Source organism: Ochrobactrum vermis (assembly GCF_002975205.1).
Lineage (GTDB): Bacteria > Pseudomonadota > Alphaproteobacteria > Rhizobiales > Rhizobiaceae > Brucella > Brucella vermis.
In genome coordinates this window covers 261,148-276,911 of sequence record NZ_PCOC01000001.1, presented here as the reverse complement: position 1 = coordinate 276,911, position 15,764 = coordinate 261,148, and the positions used below count along the sequence as shown (strand labels likewise).

The following is a 15,764-nucleotide window of genomic DNA, read 5'->3' as shown; positions in this document are numbered from 1 at the left end:
TCCTCCTACCAGAACACCGCGTGCCCTTCCGGGCGCCCCATACGGCGCTCTAACCTCCTTGAGCCCGATCATCGTGTTTCCTGAAAATCCAATCTGACTTCAGGCCGACGCTTTTACGGACAACTCCCCAGTCCGCACCCGATTGTGCTTCCTATATTTATATGCAAACATACTATTCACAATCGGTCAAGGCGATTTCGATGGCTTCACTACTTTCATCGCCCGAGATGTTCGTATATGAAGTATGCTATTCACGAAGGGAACCAGTTTGGAAACAGATGATCGTTATCGCGCGCCGGCGCTCGACAAGGGGCTGGATATTCTCGAATTGCTGGCAAGCGTCGATGGCGGATTAAGCCAGGCCGAGATTGCCAAACATCTCGACCGCAGCCCTAACGAGTTTTACCGGATGCTCGATCGGCTGGTGAAGCGCGGTTACGTGACCAAGCTCGAAGGCGACCGCTATTCGCTGACGCTTAAACTGTTCGGCCTTGCGCATCTTCATGCGCCGGTGCGCAGGCTTGCTTCCTTTGCGACGCCCTTCATGCGCGAACTTGCCGACCGTTCAAAACAGGCCAACCAGCTTGCCGTGTTTGACCGTGGCTCCGTCGTGGTGATTGCACAGCAGGAAGCCCCGGATTATTGGGGTATCTCGATCCGCGTCGGCTCGCATATCAGTCTGTTCGATACGGGTTCCGGTCATGTGCTACTTGCCTTCCGCTCACCGGAAGAGCGCAAGATGATGATTGCCGAATATGTAAAAGACAGCGACAGCATCAAGCTCGATGAAAGCTTCTATGAGCGGCTCGATCAGATCCGCGAGCGCGGCTATGAAATGATGCCAAGTGCGCAGGTGGCTGGCGTCTATAACCTCTCGGCGCCGATTCTCGGCCCTGACGGTTCCTGCATCGCAGCCCTGACCTGTCCTTATGTCACACTCGTCAATTCGGCGTCCGCACCCGATATCACACAGACCATCGACCTGTTGCAGAAGACAGTCAAAGACCTCTCAAAGCTGGTCGGTTCCGATATCGGAACAACAGAATAAACGAGACCGATAATTCTTATTTGAAAACTCTCTTCTTTTTTGAAACTATGACATAAGAGGAGAGTTTTCATGATTATCGATACTCATCTGCATCTGATAGACAAAAGCGCGCTCAATTATCCATGGCTGGGAGACGTACCAGCCTTGAACCGCGACTTTCTGTTTGAGACCTATCGGAAGCAGGCCGAACGCTGCGGCATTAATGCGGCGTTGCATATGGAAGTGGATGTGGCGAAGGATGCCATTCAAGCTGAAACTGACCACATTCAAGAGATTTCCATAGGGTCAAATGGCTTCATCAAAGGTGCAATTGCATCCTGCCGCCCGGAAGAACCGGAATTTGCCGAATATCTAGAACAGAGCCGCAGCAATCCTTTCGTCAAGGGCTTTCGTCGCGTGCTGCATGTCGTACCCGATAATGTCTCCGAGGGCCTGCTGTTTCGAGAGAATATCAAGCGGCTGGAAGGCACTGGCCTGACCTTCGATCTCTGCACCCTTCCCCATCAGGTCGACAAGGTGCTAGCGCTGGCCGATTTTGCCCCAGACGTGCAGTTTGTGCTCGATCACTGCGGCGTTCCTGATATCAAATCAGGTGCGCTGGAAAGCTGGCAGAAGGGGATTACCGAGATTTCGCAACGCGACAATGTGGTCGCCAAGATTTCCGGTGTGGTCGCCTATGCAGATGTCGAAAACTGGACCGTAGAAACCCTGCGCCCCTATGTCGAGCATGTTATTCGGTCATTCGGCTGGGAGCGGATCGTGTGGGGCAGCGACTGGCCGGTCTGCACCTTAGCAAGCAATGTCGATGCCGGGCTTTCGACATGGGTTGCGACAACCCATGCGCTTCTTGAAGGATGCAGCGAAGACGAAAAAGCGCTGCTTCTCTCTGAGAATGCAACGCGTCTCTGGAAATTGTAATTTGTAATCAGGCTGGCGGATTTACCGCCAGCCAAACCATATTAATCAGAAGCTTTCGCGGAAAAGCCGGTTGAGATCGGCAACGACATCTTCCGCCTTCTCATTGTCCAGCAAGCCCTTGTTGATGCGCTCGGAGGCTGCTTCCTGAAACGGCATATAGCCATCGTGACGCGGACGCACCCATGCGCCTTCCAGGGTCGCGCGCGTGTCGCGATAAAAATCGGACGTCGCCGCATTCACACTATCGTCTTCCCATGCGTCGGCATGTCCCGGCTGACCGTTGGAGGCTGCGTAAAGTCCCTTCTGTACGTCGCCGCTTGCCACCCAATAGGCAAAATCGATAGCTGCTTCCGGATGCTTGCTGAAGGCTGAAACCGCAATGCCAGTCCCCCCCAGAGCCGACCCTGCAACACCCGCCGGACCCGATGGAATATCGGCAAAGCGGATCAGGCGGTCGCGGAAACCCGGCATGGCATAATTCACGTAGCCGTAGATCAGCGGTGAACAGGCGATTTCGGATTCCGGCTTTGCCATTTCCTCAAACACGGCAATCGGGTCCATGCCGAAACATTCCGGCTTCACCAGCGAAGCAATCTCGCGCAGTTGCTCGAACGCCTTGGCGCCATCGTCAACAGAGATCAGCTCGCCTTCCACTGAGCAAGGCGTTCCGGCATTGGCGACCAGCGTGTAGAAACACATCAGCGAGTGGGGCGAGCGCAATGGCAGCAGAACTTTCCCGGCGCGGGCAAGACGCAGCACCTCGCCCCAAGAGGTTGCGGGCTTGTCCATCAAATCCGGACGCCATGCCTGAACCTGCGTCGCGGCATCTAACGGAAATGCCCATTGCCGCCCCTGCCAGTTATAGCTTGGGAAGGACTGACCCACGGAACCATCGGCAAGCGCCTTGAGTTCCGTTTCGCGGCCCGGCACATCAAGCGGCAGTAGACAGCCTTCCTTGGTGATCTGGCCCACATGCGGATGGTCGATCACGATCATGTCGAAATTGCGCGCCAGTTCCTCGACCGGAAAGGTCTCGAAATCCTGCAGCGACCGCTTTTCCCACTCGATCTCGACACCCTTATCCTGCAACCATTGTTTGGCACCAGCAACCATCGGGTCATAGCCGCGCGGATGGCTCCAGGTCATGCCTTTCAGCTTGATGGTGCTCAAAGTCCGAACTCCTCACGAATTTCTTTGCTGTTTTCACCAATGCGCGGTGCGGCGCGTGCCACCTTCGGACGCTGTCCATTGATACGCAGCGGCGAACGTGTGGTGGTGATGGAAACGTCATCTTCGCGCGTCACCGTCTGGAGCATGTCGAGAACCGAGAAGCCTTCGCTTGCAAGCAGCTCTTCCCAGTTGAAAACGCGCGCGCACCAGATATCAGCCGGTTCCAGAATGGCGAGCCACTCATCAACGGTCTTTTGGGCGATACGATCGGCGATCAGGCGCTTGATCTCGTCGCGCTTGTTGAATGCAATTTTCGGATCATCTGCAAACGGCGCTAGTGTGTCGGTTCCAAGAAGTGCCGCCAGTTTCGGGATCGGCATCATTGCAATGGCCAGATAACCGTCCGCTGCCGGATAGACACCGTAAGGCGCTGCAAGATAGGCATGGGCGCTGCGGAAATCGGAACGTTTTGGCAGGCGACGACCATCATTAAGGTGGGTGGTCAGCACTTCAAACTGGAAATCGACCAGCGCTTCAAGAAGGCTGGTTTCGACATGCGAACCTTTATTAGTGATGCCGCGTCGCACGAGTGCCGCAAGGATGCCTTGCGCTGCTGCAGCACCTGCCAGCATGTCGGCAACAGCAAGACCGAATGGCACCGGTCCTTGCCCTTCATCGCCATTCAACCACATCAGGCCCGAACGCGCTTGCGCCAGCAGATCCTGTCCCGGACGCCCGACCCATGGACCTTCTTCGCCATAACCGCTGATCGATGCATAGACGAGACGCGGATTGATTTCTTTGGCTGCCTCGTAGTCAAGGCCAAGACGCTTGATGACACCAGGACGGAAATTCTGGATCAGCACATCGGCCTGCGTGAGAAGTTTCTTCAAAGCCGCCATATCGTCAGGATTTTTAAGGTCAATCGCAAGGCTGTCCTTGCCGCGATTGATCGCATGAAAAATCGTGGAATCGCCCCCGATTTCCGTGTCGCTCAGATAAAGCCTGCGCGAGAGATCGCCACCATCGGGTCGTTCAATCTTGATGACGCGTGCGCCCAGATCCATCAGACGCAAAGAGCAATAAGGCCCCGACAGAAACTGGCTCATATCGACAACGACAAGCCCGCTCAGCGGCAGTTCGCTTTCCGACATCGGGAAATATCCTCCTCATAAATTTCTTATGTAAATATAGTCTTCACATATGGATTTATAGAAGGCAAGACTGAAGTTGGCCTCCGAATGCAAAAACGCCGCCCAGTTGGGCGGCGTTTTGAGAGGAATAAGGTATCAATCAGATCGCCAGTTCGACCTCTTGGCTCACAAGCTCCAGCAGGGTCCAGACGTGATCTGCGAATGAGTTCCACACTTCGATACGGTAATGATCGGCGTCCCATTTCAGCAGGATGATCTGGGCATGATCGAAGATCGTGCGGGCAGCACCCGGAAAGCTCATCTTTGAGAGCTCAAGCGGGGAAGCGGCATTCAACAGCCATTCGGCCTGCGGGCCGGAAATATCGATGCCGGTTTCGCGATGGCTGACCTCGGTCAGGCTATGCGGCTCGGTTTCATAGAGCTTGGCGAAAGCTTGCACGATGGCTGCGCCCTTGTTTTCCTCGGCCCAGATATACCATTCATCCGGTCCGATGCAGGCAACGGCAATATCGCCACTGCGCGTAAGGCCACCGATCTTAGCAGGGAATTTTGCACCCAGTGCCTTTTCAGCCAAGGCCAGTTTTTCCGGAGCAATGCGCAGGACAAAGCGGGCAGCGTCATCGGCTGCGTGGATTTCCAGACGACCTGGAATGACGACCTTGCGGTTCGAATAAGGTTTTGTCTCAACAAGCATGGTTCAATCCTTATCCGTTCAGTTTCTTGCCTTCGGGGTCATAGAAGACCATGCCCGAAACAACCGCCTCGTGTACGCTACCATCAGACATCGGCATATAAAGCGTTTCGCCCATACGATCCTTGCCGCCTGATACCACGGCCATCGCGATAGACCGACCAAGGGCCTCGCTCCAATAGGACGAAGTGACATGGCCAAGCATGGTCATCGGCAGCGCCTGTTTTGGATCGGCAACAATCTGTGCGCCTTCTTCCAGAACCAGCTTCGGGTCGTTGGTCAAAAGACCAACCAGATGCTTGCGGTCAGACTTCAGTATATCAGGGCGAGCCAGCGAGCGCTTGCCGACAAAATCCGGCTTCTGTTTGCCAACAGCCCAGCCAAGGCTTGCATCGTCGGGTGTTATCGTGCCGTCCGTGTCCTGACCGACAATGATATAGCCTTTTTCCGCGCGCAGAACGTGCATGGTTTCGGTGCCGTAAGGCGTGATGTCATATTGTTGACCGGCCTCATAAAGCGCCTTCCAGAGCGACAGGCCAAAACGCGCAGGCACGTTGATTTCATAGCCCAGCTCGCCGGTGAAGCTCATGCGGAACAGACGCGCTGGCACGCCTAGGAATTTGCATTCCGCAACCGACATATGCGGGAAGGCTTCATCAGAAATATCCAGCCCCTCAACCATCGGTTCAATGAGCTTGCGCGTATTCGGGCCATTGATTGCCACCACGGCCCACTGTTCGGTGGTCGAGGTCAGCCGCACTTTCAGGTCCGGCCATTCGGTCTGGAGATAATCTTCCATCATATTGAGAACACGCGCGGCACCGCCGGTCGTGGTCGTCACATGGAAACGATCCTGCGTCAGACGACCGACAACGCCATCATCGCGGATGAAGCCATCTTCGCCAAGCAGCAGACCATAACGGCATCGCCCGACACCAAGCTTCGTCCATGGGTTGGTGTACATGCGGTTCATGAATTCCGCTGCATCCGGGCCAACCACTTCGATCTTGCCAAGGGTGGAGGCATCGAACATGCCAAGCGACTGGCGGGTTGCCTTGCATTCACGCGCCACGGCCTGATGCATGTCTTCGCCAGTTTTCGGGAAGTACCATGCGCGACGCCACAGCGAGACTGGCTCGAATGCTGCGCCATGCTGTTCAGCCCAGCTATCGATTGGCGTCTTGCGTGTCACATCGAACAGCTTGCCGCGATTATAACCGCAGAAAGCCCCAAAGGTCGTCGGCGTATAAGGCGGGCGGAAGGTCGTGAGACCAACCTGCGGCGTTGGACGCTTGAGTGCGTCGGCGGCAACAGCCAGACCATTGATGTTCGAGGTCTTGCCCTGATCGGTCGCCATGCCATTGGTGGTATAGCGCTTGACGTGCTCAATGGAATGGAAACCCTCACGCACGGCCAGACGAATATCCTTGGCGGTCACATCGTTCTGGAAATCGATGAAAGCCTTAGCCTTGCCCGGATCGCGATCCGTTGGCAATTCGCGACAGCTTACGCCATCGCAGACAAAATCGCCGGCAACCGCATATTCAGACGCCTTGGCCTTATGCCCGGCATCCGAGGCCGCAGCAGCACCCGCTTCCGCACCCTCACGCAATGCGGCCTGCAGATCGAAATTGCCATTGCCTGCACCGGCGCAGCGGCTTTCCTCGGTGCGTTCGCCCGGCAGATAGATCTGACGCGCCTCATCCCAGACGAGAGAGCCTTTCGTGTGCGAGAAAAGATGCACGCTCGGATTCCAGCCGCCAGACATCAGCAGCACATCGCAGGCAATCGTGCGCGCAGCACCGACCGAGCCATTGGAAACCGGATTAGCGCGAACCGACGACACGCGATGGCGTCCACCTGTGTCCGTCACAGTCCAGCCGGTCAGTGTTTCAATGCCGAGCATTTTTGCACGATTAATAAGGCTGTCGGCAACGCTTGAACGCACATCGATGATGGCTAGAACCTTGACGCCTGCAACCGCGAGATCGAAAGCCGCAAGCCAAGCGCTATCATGCGAGGTGACAACGACAGCCTGATTGCCGACCTTAACGCCGTAACGGTTGAGATAGGTGCGTGCGCTCGATGCCAGCATCACGCCGGGACGGTCATTGCCTGCAAAGACCAGCGGCTTTTCGATAGCGCCCTGCGCCAGCACCACTTGCTTGGCACGCACGCGCCACATACGCTCACGCGGTGCATTAGTGGCTGGCTTGGCCTGATGATCGGTCAGGCGTTCGCAAAGGCCCACCATGTTCTGATGGTAATAGCCGATGGCCGTTGTGCGCGGCAAAAGCGTGACATTCGGATTGGCTTTCAGCGCAGCAATGGTTTCATTGAGCCAGTCCCAGCTTGCGCGGCCATTGATGACCGGCTCTGGTTCCGACAGAAGCGAGCCGCCAAATTCGGCCTGCTCGTCAACGAGGATAACCTTCGCGCCACTCTTTGCGGCTTCAAGGGCTGCGGCCAGACCGGCAGGTCCACCACCCGCGACAAGCACGTCGCAGAACGCATAGCGGCTGGCATAGGTGTCCGGGTCCGGTTCGGATGGCGACTTGCCAAGACCGGCAGCGCCACGGATGAAAGGCTCATAGACCTTGTTCCAGAAGCTTTTGGGCCACATGAAAGTCTTGTAGTAAAAGCCTGCCGAGAAGAACATATAGAACGCATCGTTGATCGCGCCGACATCGTGCTTGAGCGACGGCCAATGGTTCTGGGTTTCGGCCTTGAGACCGTCATAGAGTTCGAGAACCGTCGCCCGGGTGTTCGGCTCATAGCGGCCGGGTCCACGCGAAACGCCCATCAGCGCATTCGGCTCTTCGGAACCGGCAGAAAGAATGCCGCGCGGGCGGTGATATTTAAACGAACGACCGGCCAGATGTTCACCATTGGCAAGCATGGCAGATGCCAGCGTGTCGCCTTCAAAGCCGGAATAGGTCTTGCCGTTGAAGCTGAAACGCACGGACTTGGCCTTGTTGACACGGCCTTTGTTATGAATGCGCATATCGGTCATTATTTCGTCTCCGCAGCCGGAGTTTCTGCCAAAGCAGGACGGGGTTCACCGGCCTTGTAGGTGGTGACGAACTTGTCGCTCACCGTATCGCGCACCGCATTGAAGAAGCGACCGCAGCCATTGATATGCCGCCAGCGTTCATAATGGGCGCCGCGTGGATTGGAGCGCGTGAACAGGAAATCACGCCATTCATCATCGGAAAGCGTCGATGGGTCGGCTGGACGCGCAATATGCGCTTCGCCTGCATAGGCGAATTCAAGCTCTGGACGTTCCATCTCGCAATAAGGGCAACGGATAAGAAGCATTTTGTGTTTCCCCTATTTCCTTAGTGAGCCACGGCGGCAGCAGCCGCTTCATCGATCAGACGACCGGTGGTGAAGCGTTCAAGCGTGAATGGCGCGTTGATCCAGTGTGGTTCGTCGCGGGCGATCGTATGCGCAAAGACATGCGCCGAACCCGGTGTCGCCTTGAAGCCGCCCGTGCCCCAGCCGCAATTGACAAAAAGGCCCGGAACCGGCGTCTTGCCAATGATCGGCGAACGATCCGGCGTGACATCAACAATACCACCCCATTTGCGCAGCATCCGCATACGGGTGAAGATCGGGAAGACTTCGCAGATGGCCGCAAGCGTATGCTCGATCAACGGCAGACCGCCGCGCTGGCTGTAAGAGACATACTGGTCGGTGCCGGAACCGATCACCAGCTCGCCCTTGTCGGACTGGCTGATATAGGCATGAACCGTGTTGGACATGACCACGCAAGGGAAGATCGGCTTGACCGGCTCGGAAACAAGCGCCTGTAGCGGGAAGCTTTCAAGCGGCATCCGTACGCCTGCCGTATCCATGACAATGGATGTGCTGCCAGCAGCAGAAACAGCCACTTTCTTCGCTTTGATGAAACCACGTGGCGTATCCACGCCTGTCACCCGGCCCGACGCATCACGGCGGATGGCCGTCACCGGACAATTCTGGATAATATCAACGCCGCGCTCAGTCGCGCCACGCGCATAGCCCCATGCAACCGCATCGTGACGGGCCACGCCGCCGCGCCGCTGCAAGGTGGCACCAACAACCGGATAACGCGCATTGGCCGAAATATCGAGCGGCGGGCAATATTCCTTCGCCTGCTCCTTGGTCAGCCATTCATTGTCGATGCCATTGAGACGATTGGCGTGAATGTGACGCTTGAAGCTCTGCACATCATGCACCGTATGCGCCAGCATCATCACGCCGCGCTGCGAGAACATGACATTGTAGTTGAGGTCCTGGCTCAGCCCCTCCCACAGCTTCATCGCATGTTCGTAGAGATGCGCGCTCTCGTCATAGAGATAGTTGGAGCGGATGATGGTGGTGTTGCGCCCAGTATTGCCACCGCCAAGCCAGCCTTTTTCGATGACCGCGACATTGGTGATGCCGTGTTCCTTGGCCAGATAATAGGCGGCACCCAGACCATGCCCACCAGCGCCGACAATGATCACATCATATTCGGCCTTGGGTTCGGCATTCGGCCACTGCGGCTTCCAGTTCTTGTTACCGGAAAGCGCGTTTTTAATAATAGAAGCTGCAGAAAAGCGGGACATGGACAACCACCAGTTTCGCGACTGCAAGCGCCCTGACGGCACAAGCGAAGCCTTTGATGATACTTGTATTGTTTCCCTTTCAAGCCCGACAGCAGGCTTGCGTCAAAAGACGCCACAAATACGACATGCCCACCATTTCGCGACATCTCGTCCGACCATGAACAAGCAAGGCAACGTCTGCAACCTGACGGCAAAGCAGTTTCAAAAACCACCCCCATAAAATAGGACAACATTATTGTCCTTTTTCCTTTTCTTTTATTGCGCAAAGGACTACGCATTCTTTCGTAAAATCGCACCCATAATAAAATAAACGCAAGAAAGGTGATTCCGTGACTAAGGAGAATCTACTCGAAAGCGCACTTGTCCGTCTGGACGAGGCTGCAGGCCATATCAACATTGATGCGGATGTCATCGAGAAGCTGAAATATGCGCGTGAAACCATGAAGGTGCGGCTGATGATCCGTATGGACGACGGTTCGCGCAAATCCTTTCTTGCATGGCGCTGCCGCTATGACGATACGCGTGGCCCGACGAAGGGCGGCATCCGCTACCATCCGGAATCGACCGCGGAAGAAGTCGAGACCCTCGCTTTCTGGATGACATTCAAATGCGCGGTCATGAACCTGCCCTATGGCGGCGGGAAGGGTGCGATTCAGGTCGATCCACGGCAACTTTCGAAGGCTGAGCTGGAACGCCTTTCGCGCGCCTACATTCAGGCCTTTTCCGGTATCATCGGGCCGGATCGTGACATTCCAGCACCGGATGTTTACACCAATTCCATGATCATGGGCTGGATGGCGGACGAATACTCCCAGATTGTCGGGCAATCCTCACCTGCTGTCATCACTGGCAAGCCGTTGGCACTGGGTGGTTCGCTCGGGCGTAATGATGCCACGGCGCGCGGCGGTTTCTACCTTGTGCGTCATCTGTCGCAAGATCTGGGCCTCGCATCGCAGCTCCGTGTCACGGTTCAGGGGTTTGGCAATGCCGGCCAGTTCATCGCCAAGCTGATGGCAAGCGATGGTCACAAGGTCGTCGCTGTATCGGATTCGTCCGGTGCTGTTTACTGCGCCAATGGTCTTGATCTCGATGCACTTCTGGAAGCAAAAGCGCAGAACAAGTCGGTTGTTTCAACCGCTGGCAAAAACGGCCATGAAGCGATCACCCCGGATGAGCTGATTGCTGCCGATTGCGATGTGCTCGTACCAAGCGCCATGGAAAACATGATCCATGCAGACAATGCGGGATCCATCAAGGCCAAGCTGATTGTCGAGCTTGCGAATGGCCCTGTCACTCCGGAAGCCGACAAGATCCTGGAGGAAAAGGGCGTCATCGTCCTGCCGGATATTCTCGCAAACGCGGGCGGTGTGACGGTTTCCTACTTCGAGTGGGTACAGAACCGTCAGGGCTATTATTGGACGCTTGAAGAAATCCATGAGCGCCTGAAAACCATTATGGAACGCGAAGGTCGCGCAATCTGGAACCACGCCAAGCAGCATAATGTGACTGTCCGCTCGGCAGCTTATGTTCATGCGCTGCAACGCCTTGCGCAGGCTATTGAAGCACATGGCACGCAAAACGATTTTGCTGCCTGAGCCAGCCTTATGACATCACCCCTCCTGCCAGCCTGCTGTCAGGAGGGGTGTCGAACGGCAGTTTCCTTTTCCCGCTCGCGCTATAGTTTATCCTCACAAGGAACAATCAGCGCGATGGGATGAAGGATATGTCGTACAGGAACCTATTGAAGGGGAGTGCCGTCGCATTTGCCCTCTTTGCGGGCGCGTTTCAGTTTTCCGGCCACGCTCAGGCACAGGTGGTCGTTTCTTCAAAGATCGATACCGAAGGCGGCGTCCTCGGTAATATCATTCTGGCCGTTCTCAATGCGAATGGTATCCAGACAACCGATCGCATCCAGCTCGGTGCCACCCCCGTCGTCCGCAAGGCGATCACCGCCGGCGAAATCGATATTTATCCTGAATATACGGGCAATGCCGCCTTTTTCTTCAACAAGGCGGACGATCCGCTTTGGAAAGATCCCGCCAAGGCATTTGAGGCGGCAAAACAGCTCGATTACGATGCCAACAAGATCGTCTGGCTGGCGCCTTCACCGGCGAACAACACCTGGGGGATTGCTGTTCGCAAGGATGTCGCCGATGAAAACAAACTTACGAACCTCAGCGACTTCGGAAAATACATTTCGGGAGGCGGAAAGGTCATTCTGGCGGCCTCGTCGGAATTCGTGAACTCGGCAGCGGCTCTGCCTGCCTTCCAGACCGCCTATAGCTTCACCCTGAAACCTGACCAGCTTATTACACTTTCAGGTGGCGACACTGCGGCTACCATCGCAGCCGCAGCCAACCAGACCAATGGCGCCAATGCGGCCATGGTCTACGGCACAGATGGCGGCATTGCTCCCTCAGGGCTCGTCGTGCTCGAAGACGACAAGCATGTGCAGCCTGTCTATCAGCCAGCTCCAATCATCCGTGAGGAAGTACTGGAGAAGAATCCCAAAATCGAAGAGCTGCTGAAGACGGTTTTTGAGAAACTTGATCTCACAACCCTTCAGGAACTCAACGGTCGCGTGCAACTGGGTGGTGAACCGGCAAAGGCGGTAGCCGAGGATTTTCTCAAGACCAACGGTTTTCTAAAGTAGAGAGTGGGATAGCGGATATTTGCCGGGTATGAATGCAACACGCCAGACGATCCTGGTAAATGGCACGAAGAGCTTGTTCACATGCATCGACAAGCTCGGACTTGTCATTGCAGCGATCGGCTTGACGGGATTGCTTCTGCCATTCGCAAACTTCCGGGCAAACCGCATCGTTCAAGGTGAGCCTCGTTATCTTTTTGAGGCTCTACCGACCGAATGGGCGCTATCGCTTGCAGTTATTGTGGCAGCAGGGCTGCTGATCGGTGTTATCCATAGTCACAGGTTGTTGCGGCTCCTTGCTGCTCTGTTCTGTCTCGCATCCGTCATGGCGGCAATCGGGCTGGCTGCCTCATACCTATCGCCAACAGGAAACAATTATGCCCGCGTCTCCCCAGCTTCCGGTTTCTGGCTGCTGTTCTTCGCCAGTGCACTTTATGTCGCGGATGGGCTGGTCCGGCTGCGGGCTGGCCCGCTTTTACGTGTCGGCCTGCTGGTGATTGCGGGATTGCTTCTTGCTGCGCTGCTTTCTTCGGGGCTCTGGGACAGCATTTCATTCATGAAGGAATATCAAAGCCGTGCGGAAAGCTTCTGGAACGAAGCAGAACGACATATTGCTCTGGCTTTAGGTTCACTTGTGGCGGCCACAGTAGTGGGTATTCCGCTAGGGCTTATCTGCCATCGCTTACCGAAACTTCGCGTTTTCATATTGAACAGCCTTAATATCGTGCAGACCATTCCATCAATGGCCTTGTTCGGCATTTTGATTGCGCCACTCGGCTGGTTCGCCACGCAATTTCCCTGGGCAGCAGCTCTCGGCATTCGTGGTATTGGCGCAGCACCGGCATTCGTTGCGCTTTTCCTCTATTCGCTGCTGCCGATCGTGGCAAATACCGTAGCCGGACTGGCACAGGTTCCCGAACCAGTGACGGATGCAGCGCGTGGTATGGGCATGACGCGCCTGCAGCGTCTCTTCAAGACAGAATTTCCACTGGCGTTCCCGGTCATTCTCACCGGCATACGGATCGTCATGGTGCAAAATATCGGCCTGACGACGATTGCTGCATTGATTGGCGGCGGCGGCTTTGGGACTTTTATCTTTCAGGGTATCGGGCAGACGGCAATGGATCTTGTATTGCTGGGCGCCTTGCCAACCGTTCTTCTCGCCTTTGGTGCTGCTGTCATTCTCGACGCTGCCATCGAAATCACTGAGAAAGGTAGCTCTCTATGATCGAGTTCGAACATATCACAAAGCGCTACAATGGACGCGCAGCGGTGGACGCTGTGAGCTTTTCCATCGAACCCCACAGCATTGCAGCAATCGTTGGGACATCCGGTTCGGGCAAGACCACCTTGCTGAGGATGGTCAATCGTCTGGTCGAGCCGACTGGCGGAGAAATCCGCATCGATGGCCACAGTATCATGGATGAGCCCGGCCATGTTCTGCGGCGACGAATTGGCTATGTCATCCAGCAGAACGGGCTCTTTCCGCATCGCACTGTTGCAGAAAACATCGCGACGGTGCCTCTCCTGCTCGGTTGGCAAAAACAACGCATCGATACCCGCGTCGATGAACTGCTTGACCTTTTCCAGCTTGAACCAGCGGATTATCGCGACCGTTATCCGCATGAACTTTCCGGGGGGCAACAACAACGCGTCGGCGTGGCGCGTGCGCTCGCTGCCGGACCGAACATCCTTCTCATGGACGAGCCATTCGGAGCACTCGATCCGGTTATTCGGGCCAAAGCGCAGGAAGACCTCAAGGCAATCCAGAAACGCCTTGGCACGACCATAATCCTTGTGACACACGACATGGAGGAAGCGATATCACTGGGTGACCGTATCGCCGTCATGGATGACGGCAAACTGCTGCAATATGGCCAACCTGCGGAAATTCTCGCCCATCCGGCAACAGAATTCGTCGAACGCCTTGTCGGGACAGGCGAGCGCCCCTTCCGCCTCCTGTCCCTCATGGATCTTAAAACGGTGCTGCAGCCCGGTGACGCAAGTGGTGAAACATTGCCCGTAACAGCATCGCAACGTGATGCACTTGCAGAACTTTTATGGTCGGGGCGGAAAGCCCTTCCTGTTCTTGACCATGATGGAAGACCGCTTGGGCAAGTCACTCTGGACAGGCTTCTGCACCAGGCAGAGCGTCCGGCATGAGATTGTTTTTGTCCCTTGTTCCGCGAGCGCTGCTTTTTGGCGTGTTGCTGTTATTTTTGTTGCAGCCTCATCTTTTCGAGCCCTTGTTTCGACCTCTCGTCAACGAGGGGGTGCCTGTCATTTATGATCGCGCCAACTTCATGACATTAACCTTGCAGCATCTCGGATTGGTTGCTCTGGCAACATTTGCATCCACGATGGTCGCCGTCTCGATGGCGATCTTTGTGACCAGAAAGCAAGGGGCGGAGTTTCTGCCGCTTTCACGCAGTCTTGTAAATATCGGCCAGACCTTTCCTCCTGTTGCGGTGCTGGCACTGGCGGTGCCAGTCTTCGGTTTCGGAGACAAGCCAACCCTGATTGCCCTCTTCCTCTATGGTCTGCTTCCGATTTTCGAGAATACACTGACGGGACTGACAACCCTTCCATCGCCTGTCATCGAGGCGGCGCGCGGCATGGGAATGACCAGCGCGCAACGACTTGTCAAAGTCGAAGTTCCGCTCGCCATGCCGGTCATTCTGGCAGGTATCAGACTTTCTGCCGTGATTGGCCTTGCAACGGCTACCATCGGCTCGACGGTCGCCGCCAGAACACTTGGGGAAGTCATTATAGCCGGGCTCATTTCCAACAATCTTGCTTTCGTTTTGCAAGGCGGGCTCGTGGTGGCGGCGCTCGCCATACTCATCTTCGATGGGTTTCAAGCAATTGAGCATTATCTCATGAAGCGTTCCGGACGCACTATCTGAAAGCATCGTCCCTCTTTGAAAGGCGCCGCAGCATTCCTATATCCTTGCAAACGACCAGCCAGCGAGGAACGGGATGAACATCGGGCAGGCAGCTGCATCATCTGGCATATCGGCGAAGATGATCCGCCATTATGAGACAATCGGACTTATCGAAGCTGCCGAGAGAACCGGTTCGGGCTATCGCGTCTATACGCAGAGAGATGTCGAGACCCTGCGTTTCATCCGTCGCAGCCGCGATCTCGGTTTTCAGGTTGAACAGATCAAGGAATTGCTGGCGCTCTGGAGCGATCGCAACCGCGCATCCGCCGATGTCAAGAAGGTGGCGCTCGGTCATGTCGAGGAGCTTGAAGCCAAGATGCGCCAGTTGCAGGAGATGGCCGATACGCTGCGCCATCTGGCCAAAAACTGTCATGGCGACAATCGCCCCGATTGCCCCATCATCCATCAGCTATCAGAAAGCAACCCGGATAACCGTAAACGTCCCGCTCCTCGCAAAGGCGAGCTGCTACACGGTAAAATCTGAGAGTGTCGCAAAAGAGCGCCGGGAACGATCCTGGCATTCTTGCTTTCATGTTAGAACGCCGATCTGATTGGATCAGATCGGCGTTCTAACTCATCTATTTTAAGCATAATCT

Annotated in this window: 15 protein-coding genes; 9 read left to right on the top strand and 6 right to left on the bottom strand. The window is 55.7% G+C overall.

The annotated features are described in order from the left end of the window. The first annotated feature begins 244 nt into the window (after positions 1 to 244). Together CQZ93_RS01250 and CQZ93_RS01245 are read left to right on the top strand one after the other, a co-directional pair. Entirely contained in the window at positions 245 to 1,048 is an 804-nt protein-coding gene (locus tag CQZ93_RS01250; protein ID WP_105540966.1) for an IclR family transcriptional regulator, read from the top strand. Positions 1,049 to 1,117: 69 nt separating this feature from the next. Further along, positions 1,118 to 1,966, top strand: coding sequence for an amidohydrolase family protein (locus tag CQZ93_RS01245; protein ID WP_105540965.1), 849 nt, complete (start codon positions 1,118 to 1,120; stop codon positions 1,964 to 1,966). 45 nt (positions 1,967 to 2,011) lie between these two features. Here the strand turns inward: CQZ93_RS01245 and CQZ93_RS01240 are convergent, their stop codons facing one another. The 6 genes from CQZ93_RS01240 to CQZ93_RS01215 form a co-directional block, all read right to left on the bottom strand. After that, positions 2,012 to 3,136: an ABC transporter substrate-binding protein gene (locus CQZ93_RS01240; protein ID WP_105540964.1), complete on the bottom strand. Its 1,125-nt coding sequence runs from the start codon at positions 3,134 to 3,136 to the stop codon at positions 2,012 to 2,014. Further along, positions 3,133 to 4,290 (bottom strand): CaiB/BaiF CoA transferase family protein, encoded by a 1,158-nt coding sequence (locus CQZ93_RS01235; RefSeq protein ID WP_105540963.1) that lies wholly within the window; start codon positions 4,288 to 4,290, stop codon positions 3,133 to 3,135. The genes CQZ93_RS01240 and CQZ93_RS01235 overlap by 4 nt, the downstream gene beginning before the upstream one ends. 139 nt (positions 4,291 to 4,429) lie before the next feature. After that, the gene (locus CQZ93_RS01230) at positions 4,430 to 4,984 is read right to left on the bottom strand and encodes a sarcosine oxidase subunit gamma (protein ID WP_105540962.1); all 555 of its coding nucleotides are present in this window, start codon (positions 4,982 to 4,984) and stop codon (positions 4,430 to 4,432) included. A gap of 10 nt (positions 4,985 to 4,994) precedes the next feature. Beyond that, the gene (locus tag CQZ93_RS01225; protein ID WP_105540961.1) at positions 4,995 to 7,994 is read right to left on the bottom strand and encodes a sarcosine oxidase subunit alpha; all 3,000 of its coding nucleotides are present in this window, start codon (positions 7,992 to 7,994) and stop codon (positions 4,995 to 4,997) included. Then, on the bottom strand, positions 7,994 to 8,299 hold the full coding sequence (locus tag CQZ93_RS01220) for a sarcosine oxidase subunit delta (RefSeq protein ID WP_105540960.1): 306 nt from the start codon (positions 8,297 to 8,299) through the stop codon (positions 7,994 to 7,996). Before CQZ93_RS01220 ends, CQZ93_RS01225 begins: the two co-directional genes overlap by 1 nt. A 20-nt stretch (positions 8,300 to 8,319) precedes the next feature. After that, positions 8,320 to 9,573, bottom strand: coding sequence for a sarcosine oxidase subunit beta family protein (locus CQZ93_RS01215; RefSeq protein ID WP_010658072.1), 1,254 nt, complete (start codon positions 9,571 to 9,573; stop codon positions 8,320 to 8,322). Here CQZ93_RS01215 and CQZ93_RS26520 point away from each other — a divergent pair. From CQZ93_RS26520 to cueR, 7 genes are all read left to right on the top strand, one after another. Next, complete coding sequence (locus CQZ93_RS26520; protein WP_181153290.1) at positions 9,572 to 9,793, top strand: hypothetical protein; 222 nt, start codon at positions 9,572 to 9,574, stop codon at positions 9,791 to 9,793. The two genes, CQZ93_RS01215 and CQZ93_RS26520, sit on opposite strands and share 2 nt — an antisense overlap. Positions 9,794 to 9,902: 109 nt before the next feature. Further along, positions 9,903 to 11,168 (top strand): Glu/Leu/Phe/Val family dehydrogenase, encoded by a 1,266-nt coding sequence (locus tag CQZ93_RS01210; RefSeq protein WP_105540959.1) that lies wholly within the window; start codon positions 9,903 to 9,905, stop codon positions 11,166 to 11,168. A 128-nt stretch (positions 11,169 to 11,296) separates the two neighbouring features. Further along, positions 11,297 to 12,226: a glycine betaine ABC transporter substrate-binding protein OsmF gene (gene osmF / locus CQZ93_RS01205; protein WP_105543129.1), complete on the top strand. Its 930-nt coding sequence runs from the start codon at positions 11,297 to 11,299 to the stop codon at positions 12,224 to 12,226. Between the two features lie 28 nt (positions 12,227 to 12,254). Beyond that, complete coding sequence (locus tag CQZ93_RS01200) at positions 12,255 to 13,451, top strand: ABC transporter permease (protein WP_105540958.1); 1,197 nt, start codon at positions 12,255 to 12,257, stop codon at positions 13,449 to 13,451. Then, positions 13,448 to 14,386, top strand: a complete 939-nt coding sequence (locus CQZ93_RS01195; protein WP_105540957.1) for an ABC transporter ATP-binding protein — start codon at positions 13,448 to 13,450, stop codon at positions 14,384 to 14,386. The genes CQZ93_RS01200 and CQZ93_RS01195 overlap by 4 nt, the downstream gene beginning before the upstream one ends. Continuing rightward, on the top strand, positions 14,383 to 15,129 hold the full coding sequence (locus tag CQZ93_RS01190; protein WP_105540956.1) for an ABC transporter permease: 747 nt from the start codon (positions 14,383 to 14,385) through the stop codon (positions 15,127 to 15,129). Before CQZ93_RS01195 ends, CQZ93_RS01190 begins: the two co-directional genes overlap by 4 nt. A gap of 73 nt (positions 15,130 to 15,202) precedes the next feature. Further along, a complete protein-coding gene (gene cueR / locus CQZ93_RS01185) occupies positions 15,203 to 15,652 on the top strand; it encodes a Cu(I)-responsive transcriptional regulator (protein ID WP_105540955.1) in 450 nt (149 codons plus the stop codon). Positions 15,653 to 15,764: the final 112 nt, after the last annotated feature.

Bases quoted from the DNA above. Each gene is read 5' to 3' on its own strand.
- CQZ93_RS01200 (WP_105540958.1), top strand. From the start codon at position 12,255: ATGAATGCAACACGCCAGACGATCCTGGTAAATGGCACGAAGAGCTTG.
- CQZ93_RS26520 (WP_181153290.1), top strand. From the start codon at position 9,572: ATGGACAACCACCAGTTTCGCGACTGCAAGCGCCCTGACGGCACAAGC.
- CQZ93_RS01225 (WP_105540961.1), bottom strand. From the start codon at position 7,994: ATGACCGATATGCGCATTCATAACAAAGGCCGTGTCAACAAGGCCAAG.
- cueR (WP_105540955.1), top strand. From the start codon at position 15,203: ATGAACATCGGGCAGGCAGCTGCATCATCTGGCATATCGGCGAAGATG.
- CQZ93_RS01195 (WP_105540957.1), top strand. From the start codon at position 13,448: ATGATCGAGTTCGAACATATCACAAAGCGCTACAATGGACGCGCAGCG.
- CQZ93_RS01245 (WP_105540965.1), top strand. From the start codon at position 1,118: ATGATTATCGATACTCATCTGCATCTGATAGACAAAAGCGCGCTCAAT.
- CQZ93_RS01220 (WP_105540960.1), bottom strand. From the start codon at position 8,299: ATGCTTCTTATCCGTTGCCCTTATTGCGAGATGGAACGTCCAGAGCTT.
- CQZ93_RS01230 (WP_105540962.1), bottom strand. From the start codon at position 4,984: ATGCTTGTTGAGACAAAACCTTATTCGAACCGCAAGGTCGTCATTCCA.
- CQZ93_RS01250 (WP_105540966.1), top strand. From the start codon at position 245: ATGCTATTCACGAAGGGAACCAGTTTGGAAACAGATGATCGTTATCGC.
- CQZ93_RS01215 (WP_010658072.1), bottom strand. From the start codon at position 9,573: ATGTCCCGCTTTTCTGCAGCTTCTATTATTAAAAACGCGCTTTCCGGT.
- osmF (WP_105543129.1), top strand. From the start codon at position 11,297: ATGTCGTACAGGAACCTATTGAAGGGGAGTGCCGTCGCATTTGCCCTC.
- CQZ93_RS01235 (WP_105540963.1), bottom strand. From the start codon at position 4,290: ATGTCGGAAAGCGAACTGCCGCTGAGCGGGCTTGTCGTTGTCGATATG.
- CQZ93_RS01190 (WP_105540956.1), top strand. From the start codon at position 14,383: ATGAGATTGTTTTTGTCCCTTGTTCCGCGAGCGCTGCTTTTTGGCGTG.